Here is a 22,040-nt window from a genome sequence, read left to right as displayed (position 1 = left end):
TTCGACTGCGTTCTACTTTAAACTGTTCGTTTGTTTCGTGTCGCGTCATCAGCGAAGAAGGCGAACTATACGCCTCCACAAACCCCCTGTCAACTCCTGCCTGCATTTATTTTTGACTTTCTCCTCATTCAACTGTTTTTCCTGTGTTTATTTTTGGTGCCTTTGACTCAGTTTGATTATTTTTCAAACTTCCATGACTTGCTTTGTCTGTGTGTTTATTAAATGAGTTGTGTATTCATATTCGTTAGTTCTAAAGATTAATACTCTTTAGATTGCGAAAAGGTATCATTGTTTATAATTTGTATTAATGGACATGTATTAATGGACAATTTGTGTTTTTTTAGCTATACCTGCAGCAGAATTTTATCAGTAGCTACAGCTGCTATATCACAACAGCAGAAGCAGCGGTTTTAGCTTGTTCAAGAACCCCAGCTTGTATTTTGGCTGTTGTGGGAGGAGCTAAATATGTACTAGATAGCTTAACGATTCCCGATTTAAATTCAACATTGAATAATGAATCAATATTTTCTCAGCGTACTGAAGAAGGAACTGAAGTTAATAAATTAGAGAGTTGTGAAGAAGAGGTTATACCTGTTTTGGATGATCCAACATGTATACCGGATGGGGATCTTTATGAAAACTATCAAGAACCAAAGAAAAGAAATAATAAGGAAGGTTCTTGTAATGTGCCAAATTTATCAATTTTTGAATTAACAGAGAGAATCAAACTAAAACAGGATTTCTATCGGGCAAGAAAAAACACCATGATTATTGTTATCAAGGTGGAGATAAAGGACATAGAATGAAATTAGAACAAATAGATAGAGAAATAAAGGGGTGTTTTATGAAACGTAAAGCACTGGAAACTTCATTATGGCGAAACGTATGGTGCAAGAACAATTAACTGGAGATACTATGGTTTTTATGGATGAGATAAAGGATATTCAGAAAGAATACGACAAAAAAACAGAGAAAATATTATTTAACAAAATAGAAAAGGCGTTTTCAGGGAGAGAGCGCCCGAAAGATATGCACCAATTAAGCCTTAACTATACTAAAATAATAATGCATGATGATATGGTAGCCTTAAAGCAATTTTTGGGTAAAGATTGGCGAGATATAACATTTGAAATATATAAAGAATATTTAGATGCTTTATATGTATTTACGCCATCGGCCTATGCTTATTATCTACCCGGATTATTAATCACTACCGCTAACGTAAAAACTGATGAATTTTTAATCAATAGTGTAATATTTTCTCTTATGGATTATGAAAAAATAATTACAGATAGTTATTTATATGAAAGATGGGCAAAATTAACTATAGATGAATACATCGTTATTAAGGAATGGTTAAGATGGATTTCTAGAAATGAAATTTATAATAATCAAGAAGTCATGGACGCAATTATCAATATTGATAAACTTATTAACCGGGCTCAAAAGTTAGAAATTAAAAGCTAATAAATTATTTAATTTAATCTTTTATAGCAAATTCATCAAGCTGATATAAGAATGGGGGTTTGTAGATTTATTTAAATGTATGGCTTATAGATGAGGTATTTTTATACTCGTTTTTGTATTTCTATAAACAATTAGAATAGTCATTTAATTTTTTAAATGTTAATCCGGCTATTTTTATTCTCTGGATTATTGATTGATTTTTTTACTACTATTATGCCCCGTTTTTATTTACCGCCCAGTGTTTTAGTTTCAGATGCATTCTCTTTACCTGATACGGCTGCTCGCCATGTACAGGTGTTACGCTACCAGCCAGGTGAGGTAATTGAGCTTTTTGATGGGCTTGGAAAGGTCTATCAGGCTGAAATTACGTCAATGGGTAAGAAAAATGTGGATGTACTGATTCGTGAAAGTACAGATATTAATTTAGAGTCACCATTAAATATTACATTGATGCAATCCATATCAAGTAGTGATCGTATGGATTTAACTATTCAAAAGGCTGTGGAACTGGGTGTAACTATGATTCAGCCAGTACTAACGGAACGCAGTAGCCAGCGCTTAAGTGGCGAACGGGCAATGAAAAAACTTGAGCGCTGGCTGGATATTGCTATTGGTGCCTGTGAACAATGCGGCAGAACGGTAGTACCTCAAATTCAACCGATAACGGGATTGTCAGATGCATTGTGTGCTCTGGGTGTGGATGATTTAAAACTGCTGATGAGTTTAAACCAGCCCCGAGCATTAAATCAGTTTACACAGCCACAGGCAGTAGTATTGCTGGTTGGTCCTGAAGGCGGATTAAGCCAGGCTGAAGAAGAGCTGGCAATTAATCATGGCTTTAATGCAATCAGCACAGGACCCAGAGTATTACGGACAGAAACAGCATCTTTGGCAGCTATTGCGGCAATGCAGTTGCTATGGGGAGACTTTCGCGGGTAAATTAGAAAAATTCGGAACTGATAATAAAACCAGCCAGTTTAGTCTGCTATCTGGCTGGTTCTGTATTAATATTCTTCTGGTATATAACGATAGGGATAATTAGGTTCCTGATAATCACCCTTATCCTGACGTTTTGGTAATTCGACCTTTTTCCGTGGTGTCTTTTTATACGGAATTTCACTCAATATATGTTTAATGATATTCAGACGCGCTTTCTTTTTGTCGTTAGAATCAACCACGTACCACGGTGCCCATGAGGTATCAGTTGCCATAATCATTTCATCACGAGCCCGGGAGTAATCATACCAGCGACTGTAGGACTTGATATCCATGGGAGAAAGCTTCCAGATTTTACGCGGGTCGTTAATTCGACCAAGCATACGTCTATGCTGTTCTTCCATACTCACTTCAAGCCAGTATTTAAGCAGGATGATACCGGAATTAACTATAGCTTTTTCCATAAATGGAATAACTTCTAGAAATTCCTTACTTTCTTCTTCGGTACAGAATCCCATCACGCGTTCTACACCAGCACGGTTATACCAACTACGGTCGAAAATAACGACTTCTCCAGCCGCAGGTAAATGAGGAATATAGCGCTGCATGTACATTTGTGACTTTTGGCGTTCACTTGGTGCCGGCAAGGCAATAGTTTGAAAAATACGAGGACTAACTCTCTCAGTGACAGCTTTAATTGCACCACCCTTACCTGCTCCGTCGCGACCTTCAAAAATAATACATACTTTTTGTCCGGAGGCTTTTACCCATTCTTGCAGGGCAACCATTTCACCCTGAAGTTTTTCCAGCTCTTTGTAGTATTTCTTTTGGGATAATTTTTTATGTTTGGTATTTTTATCTTGATTATGTTTGGTAGTTTTATTCGGACAAGTGTTATTCTGGCTTTCTCCCTGCTCAGTATCAGGTATTTTGGTTTCAGATTGCTGCTGGTTTGCAGTCATAATACTTCCCCTATCTGTTGTTATTAATAATTAAAGTAAATTTAATATTAACAGATTATTAATGTTAACAGTTATTTGCAACATCAGTTACATGTTTTTACAATATTATTTACTGTTCTGTATACATGAATAAACTTAGTTATTGCAGATTTGCGGCAGCAGTGCGCTGTTCATCTTTTACTGTAAACCACCATACGATTAAACCGATGATAGCAAGAGCGACGCCAACCCATGCTGTACTTGTCCATCCCCAGCCGGCGGCAATGGTTAAGCCGCCTAAATAGGGTCCTAAGGCATTGGCAGCATTAAAAGCACTATGGTTGAGTGCTGCAGCCAGTGTCTGAGCTTCTTTAGCTACATCCATCAAACGAATTTGTAATAATGTACCTACAGCACCGCTCATGCCGATTAGTACAACCTGAATACATATCCAGTAAGGATGATGCACTGCAAAAGGATATAAGGCCAGCATAGCAGCAGACCAGGCCAGTAAGCATGCTAATCCACCCATTACATGGCGACCGACCATGCGTGGCACGATAATATTGCCAAGAGTCATGCCTACACCGTAAAGACACATCACCAGTGGTACGCTTTTAGGTGACATACCGGTAATATCTTCAAGTGTTGAAGCCATGTAAGCATATATGCCAAACATGCCGCCAAAACCAATGGCTCCTATAGCCAGTGTCAACCATATTTGCCGGTTGGTCAGTGCACTAAGTTCACGCAGCGCATTGCTACCGCCTCCCTGCATACAATTTGCCGGTAAAAAAAGAGCTACCAGTATCACTGTTAAAGCAGCCAGTATGGCAACGATAAGAAAAACAACCCGCCAGCCTACTGCTTGAGCCAGCCAGCTACTCAAAGGCACGCCGATGGTGGTAGCAATGGTTAAACCGATCATCATTAATCCTACAGCCTGAGTTCTCTTATCCGGAGGCACCATAGCTGCGGCAACCAGTGCACCAACACCAAAATAGGCACCATGCGGCAAGCCACTTAAAAAGCGAAATAACATCATACTGCGGTAATCTGGAGCCAGCATCGTGCCGAGATGTGTCAGAGAGAAAAATGCCATAAGCACCAGTAACAGGCTGCGCCTGCTAAAGCGTGCACCAAATATGGCAATAACCGGAGCGCCTATGACAACACCCAGTGCGTAAATGCTGATTAAATGGCCTGCTACGGGTTCGCTTATATTTAAACCACTAGCGATATAGGGCAAAACACTCATGGTGGCAAATTCTGTAGTGCCGATTGCAAAACCGCCAACAGCAAGAGCAAATAAAAGCCAGCGGGGATGAGGAATGCGATTAGGTTCTGTGTTCATAGTTGTGTGATTAGGCTGGTCAATAGTAGCCAGTAAAATTGTGTGTTTATTGTGATTTAAGTCTAACTGATTGAGAAATATTAGTAAAAATTGATTTTAGTTTTTTTGCATAAGTCTATTGCGGATAATTAAATATTGTTTAGTTTTGTGAATATAAAATTTTATTTGGTTAGGGTGCAATCTATATATTGTCAGTGAATTGCTAAGCCAATATGTTTTACACATTTTCTTTTTTTAAATTAAGTGCAAAGATAATTGAATATTGAGCAGATAATGGTTTTATCAGGTTATTAGCCTTTGTTTCTTACGGTTTTGATGCTTTAGCAGGATATAATAGTATTAATTATGTACTTTTTATTAAGATGTTTTATTTTAAATGAATGGAATAAATGATGAGTAAGCCTAGTGCTCAAATACTTGTAAATCGTCCTGATGATGCACAGTTACTGGCAGATGAAGCAAAGTACTGTTCGTTTGGTGATACGGTACATTATGTGAATCCGCCAAAAATCTTTGATGGCTGCGAAGGCAGCTATATGTACGATAAAAATGGTACGCCTTATCTGGACTTACAGATGTGGTATTCGGCCTGTAATTTTGGCTATGCAAATGAACGGCTGAATGCTGTGCTGAAGCAGCAGGTTGATACATTACCGCAATGTGCCAGCCAGTATTTGCATCCTACTAAAATTGAGCTGGCTAAAACCATTGCTCTGGATATGAAACGTAAATTTGGTCACGATGGTCGTGTGCATTTCAATGTCGGCGGTTCTCAGTGTATTGAAGATTCATTGAAAATTATCCGTAATGCATCTGAAGGGCGTTCATTAATGTTTGCCTTTGAAGGTGGCTATCATGGACGTACTTTAGGTGCATCTTCGATTACCTCCAGCTTCCGTTATCGCCGGCGTTATGGCCATTTTGGTGATCGCGCTATGTTTATTCCGTTTCCTTATCCGTTCCGCCGTCCTAAAGGAATGACAGCAGAAGAATATGGTGAACATTTGGTGGCAGATTTTGCACGCCTGTTTGAAACAGAATACCATGGTGTGTGGGATCCGAAAGCTGGGCAAGCTGAATATGCAGCCTTCTATGTGGAACCACTGCAAGGAACAGGCGGATATATTGTACCGCCACGCAACTACTTTAAAGGACTGAAAAAGGTTCTGGATCAATATGGTATTTTGCTGGTTGTTGATGAAATTCAGATGGGTTTTTATCGCACCGGTAAATTATGGTCAATTGAACACTTTGATGTAAAACCAGATATGCTGGTATTTGCTAAGGCACTGACCAATGGTATGAATCCGCTTGGTGGTCTGTGGGCGCGGGAAGAACTGATTAATCCTCAGGTATTTCCTGCTGGTTCTACTCATTCTACTTTTGCCTCAAATCCATTAGGAACAGCGGTAGGTCTGGAAGTATTCAAGATGATGGCCGAAACTGATTATGAAAAAATGGTTATGGAAAGCGGAGCGTATTTCCTTGAGGGCTTAAAAACACTGGAACAGCGCCATAAGGAAATAGGTGAAGTAGACGGTCTGGGGCTAGCTTTACGTGCCGAAATCTGCACAGAAGACGGATTTACTCCGAATAAAGCTCTGGTAGACAAAATGGTGGATATTGGTATGTCCGGCGATCTGGACTGGCAGGGTCAGAAAATGGGGCTGGTACTGGATATTGGCGGTTATTACAAAAATGTCATTACTTTTGCGCCTTCATTACATATTACTAAACAGGAAATTGATCAGGGTATTGAATTGCTGGATCAATTGATTACACGTGCTAAAAAAGAGTTAACAGCTTAGGGCTGGTAATGGCAGCCGGCTGATGTTCAAGCTGGCTGCCGTATTAGTAAATTATGAATTATCTGACTCAACTGGAACCGAATGAACTGGTCGACACTTTTCTGACCAGTCCGCCTCAGGATTTTACAGCATGGCAATTAACAAGCGGGGTACCGGCATTTGCTGCACGGTTTGATTTACTGACTACCGCAGAATCTGATTTTCAGCAAAAAATTCGCCATTGGCCGTTATTTAACTGGTGGCAGCAGTTTCTAAAACCTGAAACTTGTTTTATTGGTACTACTGTATCGGAATATGCGCTGTTTACTCAACAACAATCTGTGCAGCAATTAGCTACGGAAATTAAACAGCATTATGGCAAAAAATATCCGCTGCTGATTGTGAAAGATATTCCTCAGCAATCACCATTACTGAATCATCAGGCAAATGAATATGCTGCATCGCTGATACAGGTATTGCAACAAGAAGGATTTATTGCAGTAGAAGGTCAGGCATTAGCCTGGGTACCGATAGATTTTAATGATATTGATGAATATCTAGGCCGTCTGTCTTATCAGCGGCGTAAAAACTTCCGGCGCAAATTAAAAACGCAATCGCTGGTAGAAATCGGTTGTATACACAGTGGTGATGCCTATTTTCAGAATAAGGCCGTTTTAGATGAATACTATCAGTTATATCTGAATGTTTATAATCAAAGTGAAATCCATTTTGATTTATTAACCAAAGATTTTTTTGTGCGCCTGTTACAAGACAGCAGCAATCAGGCCAGGATTTTTACCTACCATTATCAGCAAGAACTAATTGGTTACAATATCTGTTTTGTTCTGAACGGTATGCTGGTAGATAAATATATCGGTTTTGTTTATCCTCAGGCACGGGAACTGAATCTGTATTATCTGAGCTGGTTTTACAATCTGAATTATGCCAAAAAGCATGGGCTTAAAGTTTATGTCGCCGGCTGGACGGATCCGCAAGTTAAAGCATCTTTAGGTGCACAATTTACTTTTACCAAACATATGGTTTATGTCCGCAATCCTGTTTTAAGAAAGCTACTGGCAAAAATCAGTACTCGTTTCGAACAGGATAAAATCTGGCAGGAAAATAGCAATCAGCCTACTCAGGATAGTAAAAAACATGAATAAAACGGTAATTCTGGATTTTGACCACAGTACAGGATCTATACCAGATGCAGTAAGAATTGAACTTGGTCAATGGCAGGAAGTTATTCGTTTTGGTTGCTCTCAGACCAGTTTTAAGAAATTACAGGCTGAACTAAATCAGCAATTACCCGAACATTATGGTACGGTATTAACCGGCAGTGGCGACTATCATCATATTTCACTATTGTTGATTAACCGTTTACAGCAATTTTTCAGCGCCTCCAATCCGATACAAGTCATTATTTTTGATAATCATCCGGATAATATGCGTTATCTGTTCGGAATTCACTGTGGTTCGTGGGTCAGTTACGTGGCGCAATTGCCTTTTGTCAGCCATGTACATGTATTAGGTATTACTTCAAATGATATAGGGGTGGCACACAGCTGGGAAAACCGGCTGGCGCCATTATTTCAGGGTAAATTAACCTACTGGTGTATGGATGTGCGGGTTGGCTGGGCAAGAACAATTGGTCTGAAACAGGCTTTTCGGGCATTCTCCTCACCAGAAGAACTGGTAAGCGCTTTTATCCAGACACAGCAAAAAACTAATGAACCTGTATATATTTCGATAGACAAAGATGTTCTGGGTAAGGACGTAGTACAAACCAACTGGGATCAGGGGCGCATGCAACTGGAACATTTATTAACTGTGATTAACGCTATGAATCAGCGGATTATCGGCAGCGATATTACTGGTGAAGTATCTCAGTGGGAATATACCAGCCTGCTAAAACGCTTACTAAGTGCAATGGACAAACAGGAACCCATTCCAGCTACTACACTGACTGCATGGCAAGAAAAACATCATGCTGTTAATCAGCAATTGCTTGCCGCTCTGGCTCAGAATCAGCGCACAGCATCCTGAATAACTTTACATATCCGGGAAAATTGAGCATCAGTAAGCCACAGGCTGTTGGTAATAGTTAACATACGTGCAGCAAAATCTTCAGCATTCGGCATGGATGAAGCTGGTACAATCGGCTGCAAATAATCGTATTGAGACAGTGGGTGAATAAATAACCGCGTTACCCCCAGCGGACTAGTCCATAGCTGTTTTAATACAGCATCGCGATGTTGGCCTGCAGGCAATAACACCATTAGAAAAGGCCATACACCCCGACCATGCTGATCGACGATCACCTCTATTCCGGAAATACTCTGCAATTGTTCAATACGCTGGTAGGCCTGCTTTTGCAACATATCTAGAAATGCCGGTAAACGCAGGCAAGCATTAGCAGCTACATGCTGACGCCAGCGACTAACCCGATGCATTGGAATATCAAAATCAAAATCATCTCCAACGGCTGCAATCCATTGCTGCCGGCGCAATGCCTTTCTCCTACCTTGCCCATAAACAAAATGTAAACCAGCAGGATTATACAAAGCAGTGTATCCAAATAATTCCAGGGTTCTCAGCAACTCCCATTTGCACCGGCGTGGCAATAATTTTTCGGACATACCTTGTAAATTACTGCGTAATTGCATATCACTGGCGGTTAACAAACCGCCTTCATACATAGTTAGCCCTTTACCAGCCGCCAGACTGAACAGCACAATATCGCCATGCTGCCCTACTTCTGCACCCAATGCCTGCGCTGCATCCTCTATCACACTAATCTGATAGGACTGAGCCAGTTGTTTAACGGTACTGACATCTGTCACCCGGCCGCCCAAATGTGTAGGTATCACTGCCAATACCTGCTCATTTAACAGAGTACTTAACTGAACGATATCCATATCAATGCTACCGGGTTTTAAATCACATAACTGTAACTGTAAACCACAATGATGAACAGCCAGCGCAACCAGCGGACAGGTATATGCCGGTACAATTACGGTTTTACGCTGTGGATGTTGCTGTACCAGTGTTGTTAACGCAATAATCAGTGCTGCTGTACCTGAACAGGTAAGCTGTAAGGGCGGCAGATGCAATTGTTCGCTGACTCTGCTCGTAAGTGACTGACCAGCCGGCCACCAGTCAGACCACTTTAGCGGTAATCCGGCAGTAGGCGGGTTCTCATAGTAGTATGACATATATAATACTAATCTTCTGAACCGGAAAAGTTAACACGGCTCATCATCTTTACTATGTTCCTCGGTTTCCATGATCTCTTTTTCAGCCAGTGCTAAAAAGATAATACCAGCCACAATAAATATCGCGCCGAGGATGCGAATATTTGTAATGTGCTCATGAAACAGAAAAGCTGAAACCAGCATTACCGTAACTACTTCCAGATGCGATGCAGCAAATGCCGGACCAACCGGTGCTTTTTTCAACAGCATCATCCAGGTAAAAAAAGCACCAATATAGCCGGCAATGGCAATATATACCCACGGCTGAGTAAATACACGGGAAATCCAGTCCCAATCCGCAGCAAGTGGCTGCGCATGAATAGCAGTTAATTTAAAACTGCTCTGCCCCAATGTATCAAACAATAATAAGAGCGCAAAACCAACTATATAAAATTTACGCATTATGACGCTCCTACCAATACTACTCCGATGGTAATACAAAACATACCGACTAACCGGAAACGGGTAAGCTTTTCCTGAAACAAAACCCGTCCTACCAGCATCAGTACGATAATGTTAATTGAACCAAGCAAAATACCCTGTGACAATGGTACCTGACTTAAAAATGCCAGCCAAAGCAAAAATTCAGCGACATAGGAACCAATCCCAATCCACAACCAGTAATTACTGAACAGATCAATCCAGTAATACCAGCCATTGCGGTTATCTGGCGCAATGGCTGCATATTTAAATGCTATTTGCCCGAGCGTATCAAAACAGATATTGGCAAACCATAAAATGAATACAAGCATCGTCATATAATATTTCCTTTGCTGCGAGATAGATATTCACTTACGCTGTTTGCGCTATATGCTCGAAAAAGGCAACTGATTCATTGATTACTTCGCGCCGCTGGCGATCAATGGTAATCAGGTGATAGCTGTCATCCAGAACAATAAATTTTGTTACTCCGCTGACATACTTTTCTACCAGACGCGCATTAGTTTTGATATTGGCAATATCATCATGACCGGAATGCATAATCAGACAGGGAGCTGTAATCTGTGGCAATTGTCGCCGCACTATTTTGGCCAGTGCCTGCATTTCTGCCAGCGCCGGAAACGGATTACCGGCCAGACCGGCACTGGCACTATCGCCACTGAACATACTGGCAGCAACAGTTGCACGAATACGTTCATCTTTCAGCCCATACGGTGGTTTCTCTATAAATGAGGTTTTCTGAAATAAATGAAATTTTTTAAAAAAAGGTAGTAGCACAAAAGATTGTTTTGCCCAGAATGGAATAGACCAGCCATCATAGCTGAATGTTACACCATAGACACCCACACCCTTTACAAGCTCAGGCTGATCGGCCGCCAGTTTCAATGCCAGTAGCGCGCCCATCGATAATCCTGCTACAAACAGACAATCGACTTTTTGTTTTAGAAATTGCGCAGCCTCCTGCACACTGGCATACCAGTCACGCCAGGTAGTCTGACATAAATCAGCTTCATCACCGCAATGACCAGCCAGCTGCATGGCATAGACAGTAAAACCTGCCTGATGCAGCCCTTTGGCCAGAATACGCATTTCATTGGGTGTACCGGTAAGACCATGTACCAGCAGAACACCATTGCGATTACCGGGTAAAAAATAGGAAGAATCTTGAATCATAATTATAAATCAGGTATTAATGCCTTATGCTGGAATCAGGCAGCTATTCTCGGTCGAAGCTTTAAGCAACTCAGGCAAAATGGCAGTAACATCGCCAAAATTCTTGATTGGATAATACGCAATCCGCTGTTGCTGACAAAAATCAATTAATTTATCTTTGGCAAATACCATATCTACTTTATCTGCCACACAAAAATCCGATGTACCATCACCAACATAAAAAATCTTTTGAAAACCAGTCAGTTTCCGGCGGTGCTGACATTTACAATTACCACTGGCTTTAAGGCAGTGATCATTGGCATAAGGAAAATCCAGTGCCCAGTCTTGCTGTTGATTATGCAATAAGCGATTGGCAAAAACCGGTAAAAAGTTCAGATTATACCGCTTAAGGATGGACTGAATAGCATAGTCCAGTCCATCACTGACAATATGTACATTTAAATTTCTGCTTTGTGCAAAACTGATAAACTCACTAAAAGCAGGATCAATTTTAATTTGTGCCAGCACACTGTCCAACTCAGCCTGACTGGCCTGCATATTAGCAATCTGCTGATGCATGCATTCCCGCGAACCAATAATACCTTCCTGCCACTGCTGCTCAAATAAGGCACATTTCTCATTACCAAAATGATTCAGTAAGGTATCAGTAACATCTTTTTCACTGATGGTTCCGTCAAAGTCACACAATACTGAATACTGACTCAAATCGTTAGCATAAAAAAGTGACTGATGATTTTGCGGGCTTTCCGCAACGGGGAAGAAACAACTCATATTGTTCCATATAAAAATTACAAATGAAAACAGGCTGGCATTGTAACAAGGAAAATGAAAGATAATGCAAGATGCTTGAATATCTTAGTGTGTAAAGGCTAAACGTAAATAATTTCACTAAATTTTAGCCAATTACCCTAACATGATAATTGGCTAAATATGGCTGATAGATCGGAGATTAAGGGTACTAAATATATATTCTATCAATAGAATAATACCCGTTCACTTTGAACACTAATTTCAGTTTAATATAAAATAAACGAAAATACATGTCAGAAATGTATCTTATACTTTGCTGAAACTCAGATTACCTGTCTGCTATACCAAGCCACCAAATCTGTCCACAACAGAACTAATCCATACAGATAGCTGATATGTCTAGATATTTTAACCGAATAATTGATCTATTTTAAAACATTTCTGCCAGAAATTAAACTGACTGGATTTAAGTATACTTAATGCAATATCAATACTGGAAAGAAGTCAGCTAATAATTGTTATTTTTTCACAATAATTTATATTATACAGATAATTTATTTAAATCAAATGGCATAAAATAATCAGAACTGATACTCAGCAAAGACGATTCAGAAACAAATAATTGTTTATCCGATATTCATTATTCTGATAAATATCTGATAATTAGTATAACTGCTATTTTTAGCAGCAGAGAATTTTGATGTCTATGCTTATAGAGAGCAATAGATAAAACTATATAAAATAAAAGTGCGGATATATCCGCACTTTTATTCGATTCATTTCATCAGTAATACATTTTTTACCAATATATTATTCGCTGTTTCAATTAGTGAATTTCTTTGAATGAATTGATTAGGTAAGTTGAGTCCTGTGTAACATCATCCAGATCATGACCCGGGTTCATTACTAAATCTCCTATCTGCACAGCTTGAGATGCATTAATAATAAGAGCTGAAGACAAATTATCACTTACCCGATAAATCAGTGCCAGACCAACTTCCTCTGCCGGAATACTCAGATATTTAACCACACTGCGTGATTTCTTAGGCTCATTAGATAAATCAGCCTTAAGTTGGCGACTTTTTTTATACAGGCTAACTACGGTACCTTTATCAACTCCGTCATTAGTACCTAAATTCAAAGTAATTGTCTGATAAGGACCTGCTTCCTGAATACCGTCCATTACAGAAACAATTTTACCTTTAATCTGAGTAGTGGGCCCATGAGGCATCATTTGGAACGGATCATGCTCATCTGTAATTTTTAACAGATAATCACCCTTATTAATTTCTGACGCTGAATTGGTAATAACCAGTGGCTGAGCTGTACGCGTAGGAACCTTAATCAGTGATGTCTTACGGGTATAATACTCATCTTCGGGCAAGCTGGCTGCATCCTTTGGACTGCGTTCAGCCAGAGCAGTGTTCTGTCCGGCCAGCGTTGCTGCTTCACCACTAAAGCGTACCAGCTGTCCCAGATATTTATGGGTATCAGGATCAGTAATATTCTGTTCTATACGGTAAATCAGATAGCGGCCAGGCTCTAACTGACGATCCGCATAGATACGGTCACCTGTAGAATAAATAACCCGGTTATCCGGTCCGGCAATCAGACGTGGTGCCTCTCTGGTTTGTTCTTTACTAATTACTTGCGGGTGCTGCATAAACATACGGAAAAAATCGACATCTATGGTACTGATGCCATAACCAGAAGACAGATTACGTATTTGTGGCTGCAGTTTAATGGTCGGAATACCTCCGCTGTTATCAAAACCCAGACGAGGCTGCCCGTTAACATAGCGCAGACTTAAAACCTGTCCCGGATAAATTTTTTGCGGATTCCGAATCTGATCCCGGTTAGAACCCCACAGCTGCGGCCATTGCCAGGGGCTGTAAAGATACTTACCGGATATGCTCCACAAAGTATCACCACTTTTCACTACATATTGTGCCGGTGCATCCGGACGTAATTTTAATTTGGCCATTACCGGTGCAGATATTGCCATACTTAGTGCACACAGCAGAGTTATAATATGTTTATGCATGTAAGGTATCCTTAGGGAGTTTGCTATTTTAAATGATTGTGATATGACATAGTATGGATATTAGTATCAGTTTACCTGAATCCATATCAACAATCTTTAAAAAATCCATATTGCCATCATGTACTCAGGTCAGATTGATTGAACAAGGAATTAAACACATAATGGCCCTCTTAAACATTTTACAATATCCTGATGAGCGTTTACATACTGTTGCGCAACCTGTTACAAAATTTGATGACAGAATTCGTACGCTGGTACAGGATATGGCGGAAACTATGTATCAGGCACGTGGTATCGGACTGGCGGCAACTCAGGTTGATGTGCATGAACGTGTAGTAGTAATGGATCTGTCTGAAGAACGTAATCAGCTGCGTGTATTTATTAATCCGGTTATTACTTACAGAGAAGGTGATACCGAGTACGAAGAAGGCTGTTTATCTGTTCCCGGTATTTACGAGATGGTACACCGCTCTGAGCGCATTACCGTTGAAGCCTATGATGAGCATGGTGAAAAATTTACACTGGAAGCAGACGGATTACTAGCCATCTGTATTCAGCATGAACTGGATCACCTTGCCGGCAAGGTATTTGTAGAATATCTGTCGCCACTGAAACAGAACCGTATCAAAACTAAGCTTAAAAAACGCGCACGCGAAAGAATGTAACAAAACCTGTTGTCGGAATTTTTTATTGGCATAGCGATAGCTGTTATGCCTGTTGTGGATTTATTGCATGAAGCCTTCTGTTATTTTCGCCGGAACCCCTGATTTTGCTGCGGCTGCACTCAATGCTATTGTTGCAGCCGGTTTTAACGTGCCTCTGGTATTAACCCAGCCAGACCGCCCTAGCGGCCGCGGGTTAAAGTTACAACCCAGTGCAGTCAAAAAAGCAGCACTGACACACGGCCTTACCGTAATGCAGCCAACTACATTAAAAACGGCCGAAATTCAGGCAATATTGGAAAATCAGCAGGCTGATGTTATGGTTGTAGCTGCTTACGGGCTATTACTGCCACAGGCAGTGCTTAATATTCCCAGATACGGCTGTCTCAATATTCATGCGTCGCTGTTGCCGCGCTGGCGTGGTGCCGCGCCGATTCAGCGTGCAATTGAAGCCGGCGATCAGGAAACCGGGGTATGTATCATGCAAATGGATGCCGGCCTGGATACCGGCTCAGTAATCAGTCGTCATAAATATACTATTAAAACAGACGATACAGCGAGTGAAGTACATGATGCATTAATGCAGCTGGGTGCTGATGCAATTGTTGCTGATTTACAACAAATTAACCAACTACAGCCAATTCCACAAAGTGAAACAGGTATTACTTATGCTTATAAATTAAGCAAAGCTGAAGCACAAATTAACTGGACCCGACCTGCTGCAGAAATTGTACGAAAAATTCGTGCTTTCAATCCAGTACCCGGAGCATGGACTGTCTGGCAGGATAAACCGCTTAAAATCCGGCGCGCTAAAGTAGTTTCATACACAGGCATACCGGGAATGGTTTTACACAGTAATGAACATGAACTGATTGTAGCCTGTGGCAAAGACTCCATCAGTATTGAAGAGATTCAGAAAGCGGGTAGCAAAGCTATGTCTGTAACCGCATTCCAAGCCGGTAATATCTTGCAACAGGGTACATTACTTGCTTCAGCGGAGACTGATGCATGAGTATGGCTCGCGCCCAGCAACTGGCAGCAAATATTATCGGAGAAGTCCTAAACGGATGTAATCTCAATGAAATTCTGATTCAGGTAATACAGCAGTATCCTGAACTGTCAGCCTCTGACAGAGCTGCCTTGCAAGATCTTACTCATGGTAGCCTGCGTTATTTAGGTCTGTTGCAACAACTTGTACAGCAAATGACCACAGCTTCACCACCGGCAGATATTCGCCATCTTCTTATCATTGCTTTATACCAATTACATTTTACTCGCAATGCACATCATGCTGTCGTGAATGAAGCTGTGAATCATGCACGCCGATTGCACGGTGGTCGTTACCAGAAACTGGTTAATGCTCTGTTACGGCGCTTTTTACGCGAGCATGAGGACTTATTAGCCAATGCACTTAAACAGGATACAGCCCGTTTCAATCTGCCTGCATGGTGGTTAAACTATCTTAAAAAGCATTATCCTCAGCATTGGCATAATATGGTTACAGCAATGGCTCAGCATCCGCCTATGACATTGCGAGTCAATCGTCGCTATACTGATGCTGAGCAATATCAAACCAAACTGACCGCAGCTGGTATACCAGCCAGAATTCTCGATACACACAGCATTATGCTGCAACAGGCAGTAGCCGTATCAAAGCTACCGGATTTCGCTTCAGGACATGTGTCTGTACAGGATTTTGGTGCTCAGCAAGCCATTCCTTTGCTGAATCCGCAAGCCGGTGAGCGCATTCTGGATGCATGTGCTGCACCGGGTGGTAAAACAGGACATATGCTTGAATGGGCAGACTGCGATGTAACGGCACTGGATATAGATTCGCAGCGTCTTGAGCGCGTACAGGAGAATCTGCAACGCCTGCATCAGCAGGCACATTTGCATTGTGCCGACGCAAAAGATCTGCACTCATGGTATGATGGCAACACTTTTGATGCCATTCTTGCTGATGTTCCCTGTACGGCTTCAGGTGTAGTAAAACGTCATCCTGACATCAAATGGTTACGTCAGCCTCAGGACGGACAAAAAACTGCACTACAGCAGGAAGCTTTACTGGATAATCTGTGGCTTACTTTAAAATCAGGTGGACGCCTGCTTCTGGCTACCTGTTCGATTTTTACAGAAGAAAACCAGCAACAAGTAACTCGTTTTTTAACCCGACATGCGGATGCCCGCGAGCGTCTCTCACGTATTTTATTACCGAACAGCAGACAAGATGGCTTTTTTTACGCGCTTATCGATAAAATCTAGTCTACTTTTTACCTGTCTCCTCTGCCTGAGCATTACTGCAGCACTGGCCGAAGGCATAAGCACTACCCGTGCTCAGGCTAATATTACCAGTAATGGTCAGCTTTCCATCAATACACGTTTTAATACCCAGCTGCCCGACCAACTGAAACAGGCTCTGACTCAGGGCGTACCATTAAATTTTGATCTGAACTATCAGTTAACAGCTCCCACGCTCGCTTCTTACCGTAATCGGATTAATAACCTGATTGGCGGTGATAACCTTATACAGTACAAACTCGCTTATCACCCGCTGACTAACCGCTACCGTGTCAGCATGGGTTCCACATTCTCTACCGAATACAACAGCCTTGATACCGCACTTAGAGCCGTTGGTGCCGTAGCCAACTGGCGCGTCCTGAGCAATGGCACACTCAGCGGTGTCTCTGCGAATGAAGTGCGTGCTGATGTTCGCCTTAGTCTGAGTATCAGCCAGTTACCCAAGCCATTTCAGATTAATGCACTCACTTCCCATAGCTGGCAACTAGATTCGGGCTGGCATCGTCTAGTCATTAATGCGGACTGACCACAATGAGACGGCTGATTCTGGTCATGGCAGTACTCTGTGTAGTGACCTTGTATGTTCTGGCTGTCGCTACCGGCAACACTAATGTTTTTTCAAAATATTTCTGGTTTGCTTTTGGATTTGCCTCACTACTGGTACTGGCACTGATGCTGATGGCCGGTTCTTATTGGTGGAAATTGCTGCAAAGCCGGCACAGACAGGAGTTCGGTTCCAAAATTGCATTGCGTTTGGCTTCCATGTTTACCCTGGTAGCTGTATTACCCGGCTTATTTCTGTTCGGAGTATCCGCACAGTTTATTTCACACAGTATTCATTCGTGGTTTGGTAACGATACAGAAGAAGCACTAAACCGCAGTATTAGCCTGAGTAAATCGGCTCTGGATTATGAGCTAGACAACACAGTTCGCCGGGCGGCCAATATTCAGATCGCCCTGATTGCAGCCACTGGTCTGGAACAACCACTAGTACCCGTTCTAGAAAAAAATGGCAAAAGCAGACAATTCAGTCAGTTAGATATTTATAATTTAAACAATAAATGGCTTGATGCCGAATATAATCCTCAGCACCTGTCCACTCCTGGACTTAACCCGAATCTGATTCAGCAGTTGCATAATTCAGGCTCTGTCCGTGAGATTGAAAGTATCAATAATATTCTTTATGCACAGGGCTGGTTGCTTTTACCCGGACACAATAGCGATAAAGCCCTGTTTTTCCGCCAGCCAATTCCGGCCAAAGTAGCACGGGATGCAACTCTGATTGAAGCGGCACGGGCAAAATATGGAGAGCTGAGCTTTACTAAACAAAGTCTGCAAACCTTTTTTCTGGCTACTTTACTAATGGCTACCCTGTTGTCCATTATTCTGGCTCTGTTGGTAGCGTTATATTTTGCCCGGCAATTTGTTGCCCCTATTCTGTCACTTGCCGATGGTGCCCGTGCAGTGGCCAAAGGTGATCTGGACGTACAACAAACCATTTATCGCAATGATGAGCTGGGGAAATTAACCGGACTGTTTAATCACATGACAATACAGCTACGCCACTCACGTGAACAACAGGAAGCGGCCAGACATTATCTGGAACATATACTTAATAGCCTGACCACTGGTGTAGTTACCCTCAATCCAGAAGGATGCCTGATTACCTTTAATCAAATGGCGGAGAACATCCTTGGCCAGAATCTGAATCCGATACTCGGGCAAAATATCAGCCAGCTTACAGAACAAAGCCCGCAAACAGCAATGCTGGCTGATGTATTTCAGCAGATACTGACTACAGAATATCAGAACAAACCGGCGCAAATTACCTATAATCACAAAGATGAGGCTTTGATATTACTTGGGAAGGCCACACCTCTGCCCAAAGACAGCGGTGGCGGTACTGTACTGGTGTTTGATGATGTTACAGCTCTGGTAAGTGCTCAGAAAGAAGCAGCATGGGGTGAAGTTGCCCAACGACTGGCACATGAAATCCGTAACCCGCTGACACCAATTCAACTATCCGCCGAACGGCTGGCGTGGAAGCTCAGTGATAAATTAAACGAAGCGGATAAACAAATTTTAAGCCGTGCTACTAATACCATTATCCGTCAGGTAGCAGCAATGAAAGATATGGTTGAGGCATTCCGCAATTATGCCCGTTCACCGGCATTAAAATTCACAAACCTTGATTTAAATGAACTAATACGCGAGGTTTTGGTACTTTATGAAGGTAGTAATTGTACATTTACAGTTAATTTGAGTAAGATAGTAATGAATGTTAACGCTGACAGCGGAGCTTTACGTCAGGTTATTCATAACTTGCTTAAAAATGCAGTAGAGGCAGCTGCAGCATCTGACTCTCCTGAAGTAAGCATACAAACTGAATTAAATAGCGAACATATTCTTTTCTACGTAAGTAATAATGGTAAAACATTTAGTCAGGAGATGTTATTACATGCATTTGACCCTTATGTAACAGACAAACCCGGTGGTACCGGACTGGGATTGCCGGTAGTAAAAAAAATCATTGAAGAACACGGCGGGCGGATCCAAATCAGTAATCAGAAAAACGGACTGGCTTGTGTCAAAATAACCTTACCATTACAGGTGAATAGAAATGCGAAGCAGTGATATTTTAATTGTTGATGATGAAATAGGTATCCGCGATTTATTATCGGAAATCTTGCAGGACGAAGGTTATACCGTCACCACAGCCGAAAATGCCGATACTGCCCGCCAACTACGCCAGCAAACACGCCCTGCGATGGTATTACTGGATATTTGGATGCCTGATTGTGATGGGATTACCTTACTTAAAGAATGGGCAAAATCCGGACAGTTAACTATGCCGGTAGTGATGATGAGCGGCCATGCCAGCATTGACACTGCCATAGAAGCCACAAAAATTGGCGCACTGGATTTTCTGGAAAAACCTATTTCCCTGCAAAAACTGCTTAGTACCGTAGACCGTGCTTTAAAATACGGGCAAATGCAGGCCGCTTCCAATCTGACACTGGATAAGCTCGGTCACAGCCCTGCAATTAAAGAATTAAATCAGCAACTGGAACGTATAGCTAAATTCAGTACTCCGGTATTACTAACCGGTGAACTGGGCTCTCCTTTTGAACTGGTAGCACGCTCATTTCATAAAAGCTCAACTCCCTGGGTAGAACCATCCAAAGTAGAACAAATCGTTGACGCTCCTATTGAATTATTGCAGAAAGCCACCGGTGGCATACTTTATCTGGGCGATATAGCCCAGTATGGTAAAAGTACCCAGCAAAGTATCGGTTTCATTCTGACTAAAGCAGACCGCTACAACGCTCGCATTATCTGCGTTTGCAGCAGGTCAATTAAAGAAATGATTACCGATCCGTTACAGGATAACAAGCTGCTTAATACTTTGTCATCACTAATTGTTGCCATTCCTCCGTTGCGTTCGCAACTGGATGATATGGTATTTCTGGTGGAACAAATAACGACCGAACTGGCAGAAAGCCAGAAAATTCCGCCAGTAAAATTCACTACTGCTGCCTTGAATGAATTGCGTCAGTACGACTGGCCGGGTAATCTCGAACAGTTGCGCAGTGTTGTTAAAAGCCTGATGCTCACAGCAGAAAATAACGAAATTGACGTTAATGTCGTCAGTACTATTCTGAATCAGTTCAAACATAACCAGCCTCATGAAACCATGAACGGCTTCAATTTTGATCTGCCTCTGCGTGAACTGAGAGAGGATCTGGAACGACGCTATTTCGAATACCATATTGCTCAGGAAGGACATAACATGAGTAAAGTGGCTCAGAAAGTAGGGCTGGAACGAACTCATCTTTATCGTAAACTTAAACAGCTTGGTATTCAGTTTTCGCGCCGGCAGGCTGAAAAATAAATCAGATAAACCGGATAATAAATTCTCTGTAAATTTTATTATGAATTTTATTCATATTATTTAGCGGATTTTTCAAAGAAAATCTGCAATAAAACATTGATTGAGCATGTCTGAAACGTTATGGTTAGATATCTAACCATAACCTACGGAGAAACTGTTTAATCATGAGTTTTACCCAGTTGAGCTTTGAATTTTTTCCGCCGCGTACTGAAGAGGGACGGCGCAAACTGGCCATCACCCGCAAACAGTTAAGCCAATATCAACCTGAATATTTTTCATGTACTTATGGTGCAGGCGGAACTACACGAGCCGGTACATTGCAAACAATTACCGATATTATGAATGATGGAGTAGCAGCCGCTCCCCATCTGGCCTGTATTGGCGCCAGCCGTGAAGAAATGATCAACCTGCTCCAAACCTACAAAGACATGGGCATTCGTCATATTGTAGCCTTACGTGGTGACGTTCCATCAGGCGTGGGCTTTGGACATCAGGGGCTGCGCTATGCAAATGAGCTGGTTGCTCTTATCCGCCAGGAGTTTGGTGACTGGTTTCATATTGAAATTGCTGCCTATCCGGAGTTTCACCCTCAATCACGCAGTGCTGAAGACGATATCAATCATTTTGTACGTAAATGTCAGGCCGGCGCCGATTCAGCAATTACCCAATATTTTTTCAATGCAGACAGTTATTTCTGGTTTGTGGACGAAGTACAAGGCAGAGGAATAGATATTCCCATTATTCCCGGAATAATGCCTATTGCCAGCTTTTCCAAATTGGCACGCTTTTCAGAAACCTGTGGCGCAGAGATTCCGCGCTGGTTACGCCTAAAACTTCAGTCTTATGCAGATGATACAGCATCAATTAAAGCACTTGGGCTGGATGTAGTAACTGAAATGTGCGACCATTTGCTTCAGCAGGGAGCACCCAGCCTACATTTTTATACCCTGAATCAGGCCGGACTAGTATCAACTATATGTCAGCGATTAGGTTACTAAAACTGAATAATAAATAAAATTAAAATATAAATTTTTTTAATAC

General features: G+C 41.7%; 21 protein-coding genes. 13 read left to right on the top strand and 8 right to left on the bottom strand.

Features of this window, described 5'->3' with window-relative positions; all coding sequences use genetic code 11:
• Nucleotides 1-440: 440 nt before the first annotated feature.
• The 3 genes from GYY70_RS01315 (at nucleotide 441) to GYY70_RS01305 (ending at nucleotide 2,406) form a co-directional block, all read left to right on the top strand.
• Nucleotides 441-806 carry a hypothetical protein gene (locus GYY70_RS01315; RefSeq protein WP_174830994.1) on the top strand — a complete coding sequence of 122 codons (366 nt, stop codon included), beginning with the start codon at nucleotides 441-443 and terminating at the stop codon, nucleotides 804-806.
• Between the two features lie 67 nt (nucleotides 807-873).
• The gene (locus tag GYY70_RS01310) at nucleotides 874-1,467 is read left to right on the top strand and encodes a DUF6714 family protein (protein ID WP_174830993.1); all 594 of its coding nucleotides are present in this window, start codon (nucleotides 874-876) and stop codon (nucleotides 1,465-1,467) included.
• 213 nt (nucleotides 1,468-1,680) lie between these two features.
• Entirely contained in the window at nucleotides 1,681-2,406 is a 726-nt protein-coding gene (locus GYY70_RS01305; RefSeq protein WP_025329816.1) for a 16S rRNA (uracil(1498)-N(3))-methyltransferase, read from the top strand.
• 65 nt (nucleotides 2,407-2,471) lie between these two features.
• Here GYY70_RS01305 and ppk2 read toward each other — a convergent pair whose 3' ends face one another.
• The gene (gene ppk2 / locus GYY70_RS01300) at nucleotides 2,472-3,365 is read right to left on the bottom strand and encodes a polyphosphate kinase 2 (protein ID WP_084547499.1); all 894 of its coding nucleotides are present in this window, start codon (nucleotides 3,363-3,365) and stop codon (nucleotides 2,472-2,474) included.
• 139 nt (nucleotides 3,366-3,504) lie between these two features.
• The gene (locus tag GYY70_RS01295; protein WP_174830992.1) at nucleotides 3,505-4,698 is read right to left on the bottom strand and encodes an MFS transporter; all 1,194 of its coding nucleotides are present in this window, start codon (nucleotides 4,696-4,698) and stop codon (nucleotides 3,505-3,507) included.
• Between the two features lie 392 nt (nucleotides 4,699-5,090).
• Between GYY70_RS01295 and GYY70_RS01290 the strand changes: the two genes are divergently transcribed.
• From GYY70_RS01290 to GYY70_RS01280, 3 genes are read left to right on the top strand one after another with little or no spacing between them, the layout of a single operon-like run.
• Nucleotides 5,091-6,506: an aspartate aminotransferase family protein gene (locus GYY70_RS01290; protein WP_025329813.1), complete on the top strand. Its 1,416-nt coding sequence runs from the start codon at nucleotides 5,091-5,093 to the stop codon at nucleotides 6,504-6,506.
• Between the two features lie 53 nt (nucleotides 6,507-6,559).
• Entirely contained in the window at nucleotides 6,560-7,648 is a 1,089-nt protein-coding gene (locus GYY70_RS01285) for a GNAT family N-acetyltransferase (RefSeq protein WP_174830991.1), read from the top strand.
• Nucleotides 7,641-8,531 carry an arginase family protein gene (locus GYY70_RS01280; RefSeq protein WP_084586903.1) on the top strand — a complete coding sequence of 297 codons (891 nt, stop codon included), beginning with the start codon at nucleotides 7,641-7,643 and terminating at the stop codon, nucleotides 8,529-8,531. Before GYY70_RS01285 ends, GYY70_RS01280 begins: the two co-directional genes overlap by 8 nt.
• On the opposite strand, the gene GYY70_RS01275 is transcribed toward GYY70_RS01280, so the two are convergent.
• The 6 genes from GYY70_RS01275 to GYY70_RS01250 all read right to left on the bottom strand — a co-directional run bounded on the left by GYY70_RS01275 (nucleotide 8,513) and on the right by GYY70_RS01250 (nucleotide 14,147).
• Nucleotides 8,513-9,700 carry a DegT/DnrJ/EryC1/StrS family aminotransferase gene (locus GYY70_RS01275; RefSeq protein WP_174830990.1) on the bottom strand — a complete coding sequence of 396 codons (1,188 nt, stop codon included), beginning with the start codon at nucleotides 9,698-9,700 and terminating at the stop codon, nucleotides 8,513-8,515. The genes GYY70_RS01280 and GYY70_RS01275 overlap by 19 nt on opposite strands.
• A 30-nt stretch (nucleotides 9,701-9,730) precedes the next feature.
• Nucleotides 9,731-10,141 (bottom strand): multidrug efflux SMR transporter, encoded by a 411-nt coding sequence (locus GYY70_RS01270; RefSeq protein ID WP_037392847.1) that lies wholly within the window; start codon nucleotides 10,139-10,141, stop codon nucleotides 9,731-9,733.
• Nucleotides 10,141-10,497, bottom strand: coding sequence for an EamA family transporter (locus tag GYY70_RS01265; protein WP_041881574.1), 357 nt, complete (start codon nucleotides 10,495-10,497; stop codon nucleotides 10,141-10,143). The genes GYY70_RS01270 and GYY70_RS01265 overlap by 1 nt, the downstream gene beginning before the upstream one ends.
• Before the next feature lie 34 nt (nucleotides 10,498-10,531).
• On the bottom strand, nucleotides 10,532-11,353 hold the full coding sequence (locus GYY70_RS01260; protein WP_174830989.1) for a carboxylesterase: 822 nt from the start codon (nucleotides 11,351-11,353) through the stop codon (nucleotides 10,532-10,534).
• A 24-nt stretch (nucleotides 11,354-11,377) separates the two neighbouring features.
• Nucleotides 11,378-12,124 carry an MtnX-like HAD-IB family phosphatase gene (locus GYY70_RS01255; protein ID WP_174830988.1) on the bottom strand — a complete coding sequence of 249 codons (747 nt, stop codon included), beginning with the start codon at nucleotides 12,122-12,124 and terminating at the stop codon, nucleotides 11,378-11,380.
• Nucleotides 12,125-12,929: 805 nt separating this feature from the next.
• On the bottom strand, nucleotides 12,930-14,147 hold the full coding sequence (locus GYY70_RS01250; protein WP_174830987.1) for a LysM peptidoglycan-binding domain-containing protein: 1,218 nt from the start codon (nucleotides 14,145-14,147) through the stop codon (nucleotides 12,930-12,932).
• Nucleotides 14,148-14,308: 161 nt separating this feature from the next.
• Between GYY70_RS01250 and def the strand changes: the two genes are divergently transcribed.
• The 7 genes from def to metF all read left to right on the top strand — a co-directional run bounded on the left by def (nucleotide 14,309) and on the right by metF (nucleotide 21,997).
• On the top strand, nucleotides 14,309-14,812 hold the full coding sequence (def, locus tag GYY70_RS01245) for a peptide deformylase (protein WP_025329805.1): 504 nt from the start codon (nucleotides 14,309-14,311) through the stop codon (nucleotides 14,810-14,812).
• A gap of 67 nt (nucleotides 14,813-14,879) precedes the next feature.
• On the top strand, nucleotides 14,880-15,821 hold the full coding sequence (gene fmt, locus GYY70_RS01240) for a methionyl-tRNA formyltransferase (RefSeq protein WP_174830986.1): 942 nt from the start codon (nucleotides 14,880-14,882) through the stop codon (nucleotides 15,819-15,821).
• A complete protein-coding gene (rsmB, locus tag GYY70_RS01235) occupies nucleotides 15,818-17,071 on the top strand; it encodes a 16S rRNA (cytosine(967)-C(5))-methyltransferase RsmB (RefSeq protein WP_174830985.1) in 1,254 nt (417 codons plus the stop codon). Before fmt ends, rsmB begins: the two co-directional genes overlap by 4 nt.
• Nucleotides 17,037-17,633 carry a DUF4390 domain-containing protein gene (locus GYY70_RS01230; RefSeq protein ID WP_084547518.1) on the top strand — a complete coding sequence of 199 codons (597 nt, stop codon included), beginning with the start codon at nucleotides 17,037-17,039 and terminating at the stop codon, nucleotides 17,631-17,633. Before rsmB ends, GYY70_RS01230 begins: the two co-directional genes overlap by 35 nt.
• A 5-nt stretch (nucleotides 17,634-17,638) precedes the next feature.
• Nucleotides 17,639-19,741: a PAS domain-containing sensor histidine kinase gene (locus GYY70_RS01225; RefSeq protein WP_174830984.1), complete on the top strand. Its 2,103-nt coding sequence runs from the start codon at nucleotides 17,639-17,641 to the stop codon at nucleotides 19,739-19,741.
• Nucleotides 19,728-20,999, top strand: coding sequence for a sigma-54 dependent transcriptional regulator (locus GYY70_RS01220; protein ID WP_025329800.1), 1,272 nt, complete (start codon nucleotides 19,728-19,730; stop codon nucleotides 20,997-20,999). The genes GYY70_RS01225 and GYY70_RS01220 overlap by 14 nt, the downstream gene beginning before the upstream one ends.
• A 164-nt stretch (nucleotides 21,000-21,163) precedes the next feature.
• Nucleotides 21,164-21,997, top strand: coding sequence for a methylenetetrahydrofolate reductase [NAD(P)H] (metF, locus tag GYY70_RS01215; protein WP_084562869.1), 834 nt, complete (start codon nucleotides 21,164-21,166; stop codon nucleotides 21,995-21,997).
• The last annotated feature ends 43 nt before the right edge of the window (nucleotides 21,998-22,040 follow it).

Origin of the sequence: Snodgrassella sp. ESL0324 (assembly GCF_013344955.1) — a bacterium.
In the GTDB taxonomy this organism is placed as follows: domain Bacteria; phylum Pseudomonadota; class Gammaproteobacteria; order Burkholderiales; family Neisseriaceae; genus Snodgrassella; species Snodgrassella alvi.
This window is presented reverse-complemented; position numbering and strand designations above follow the sequence as displayed.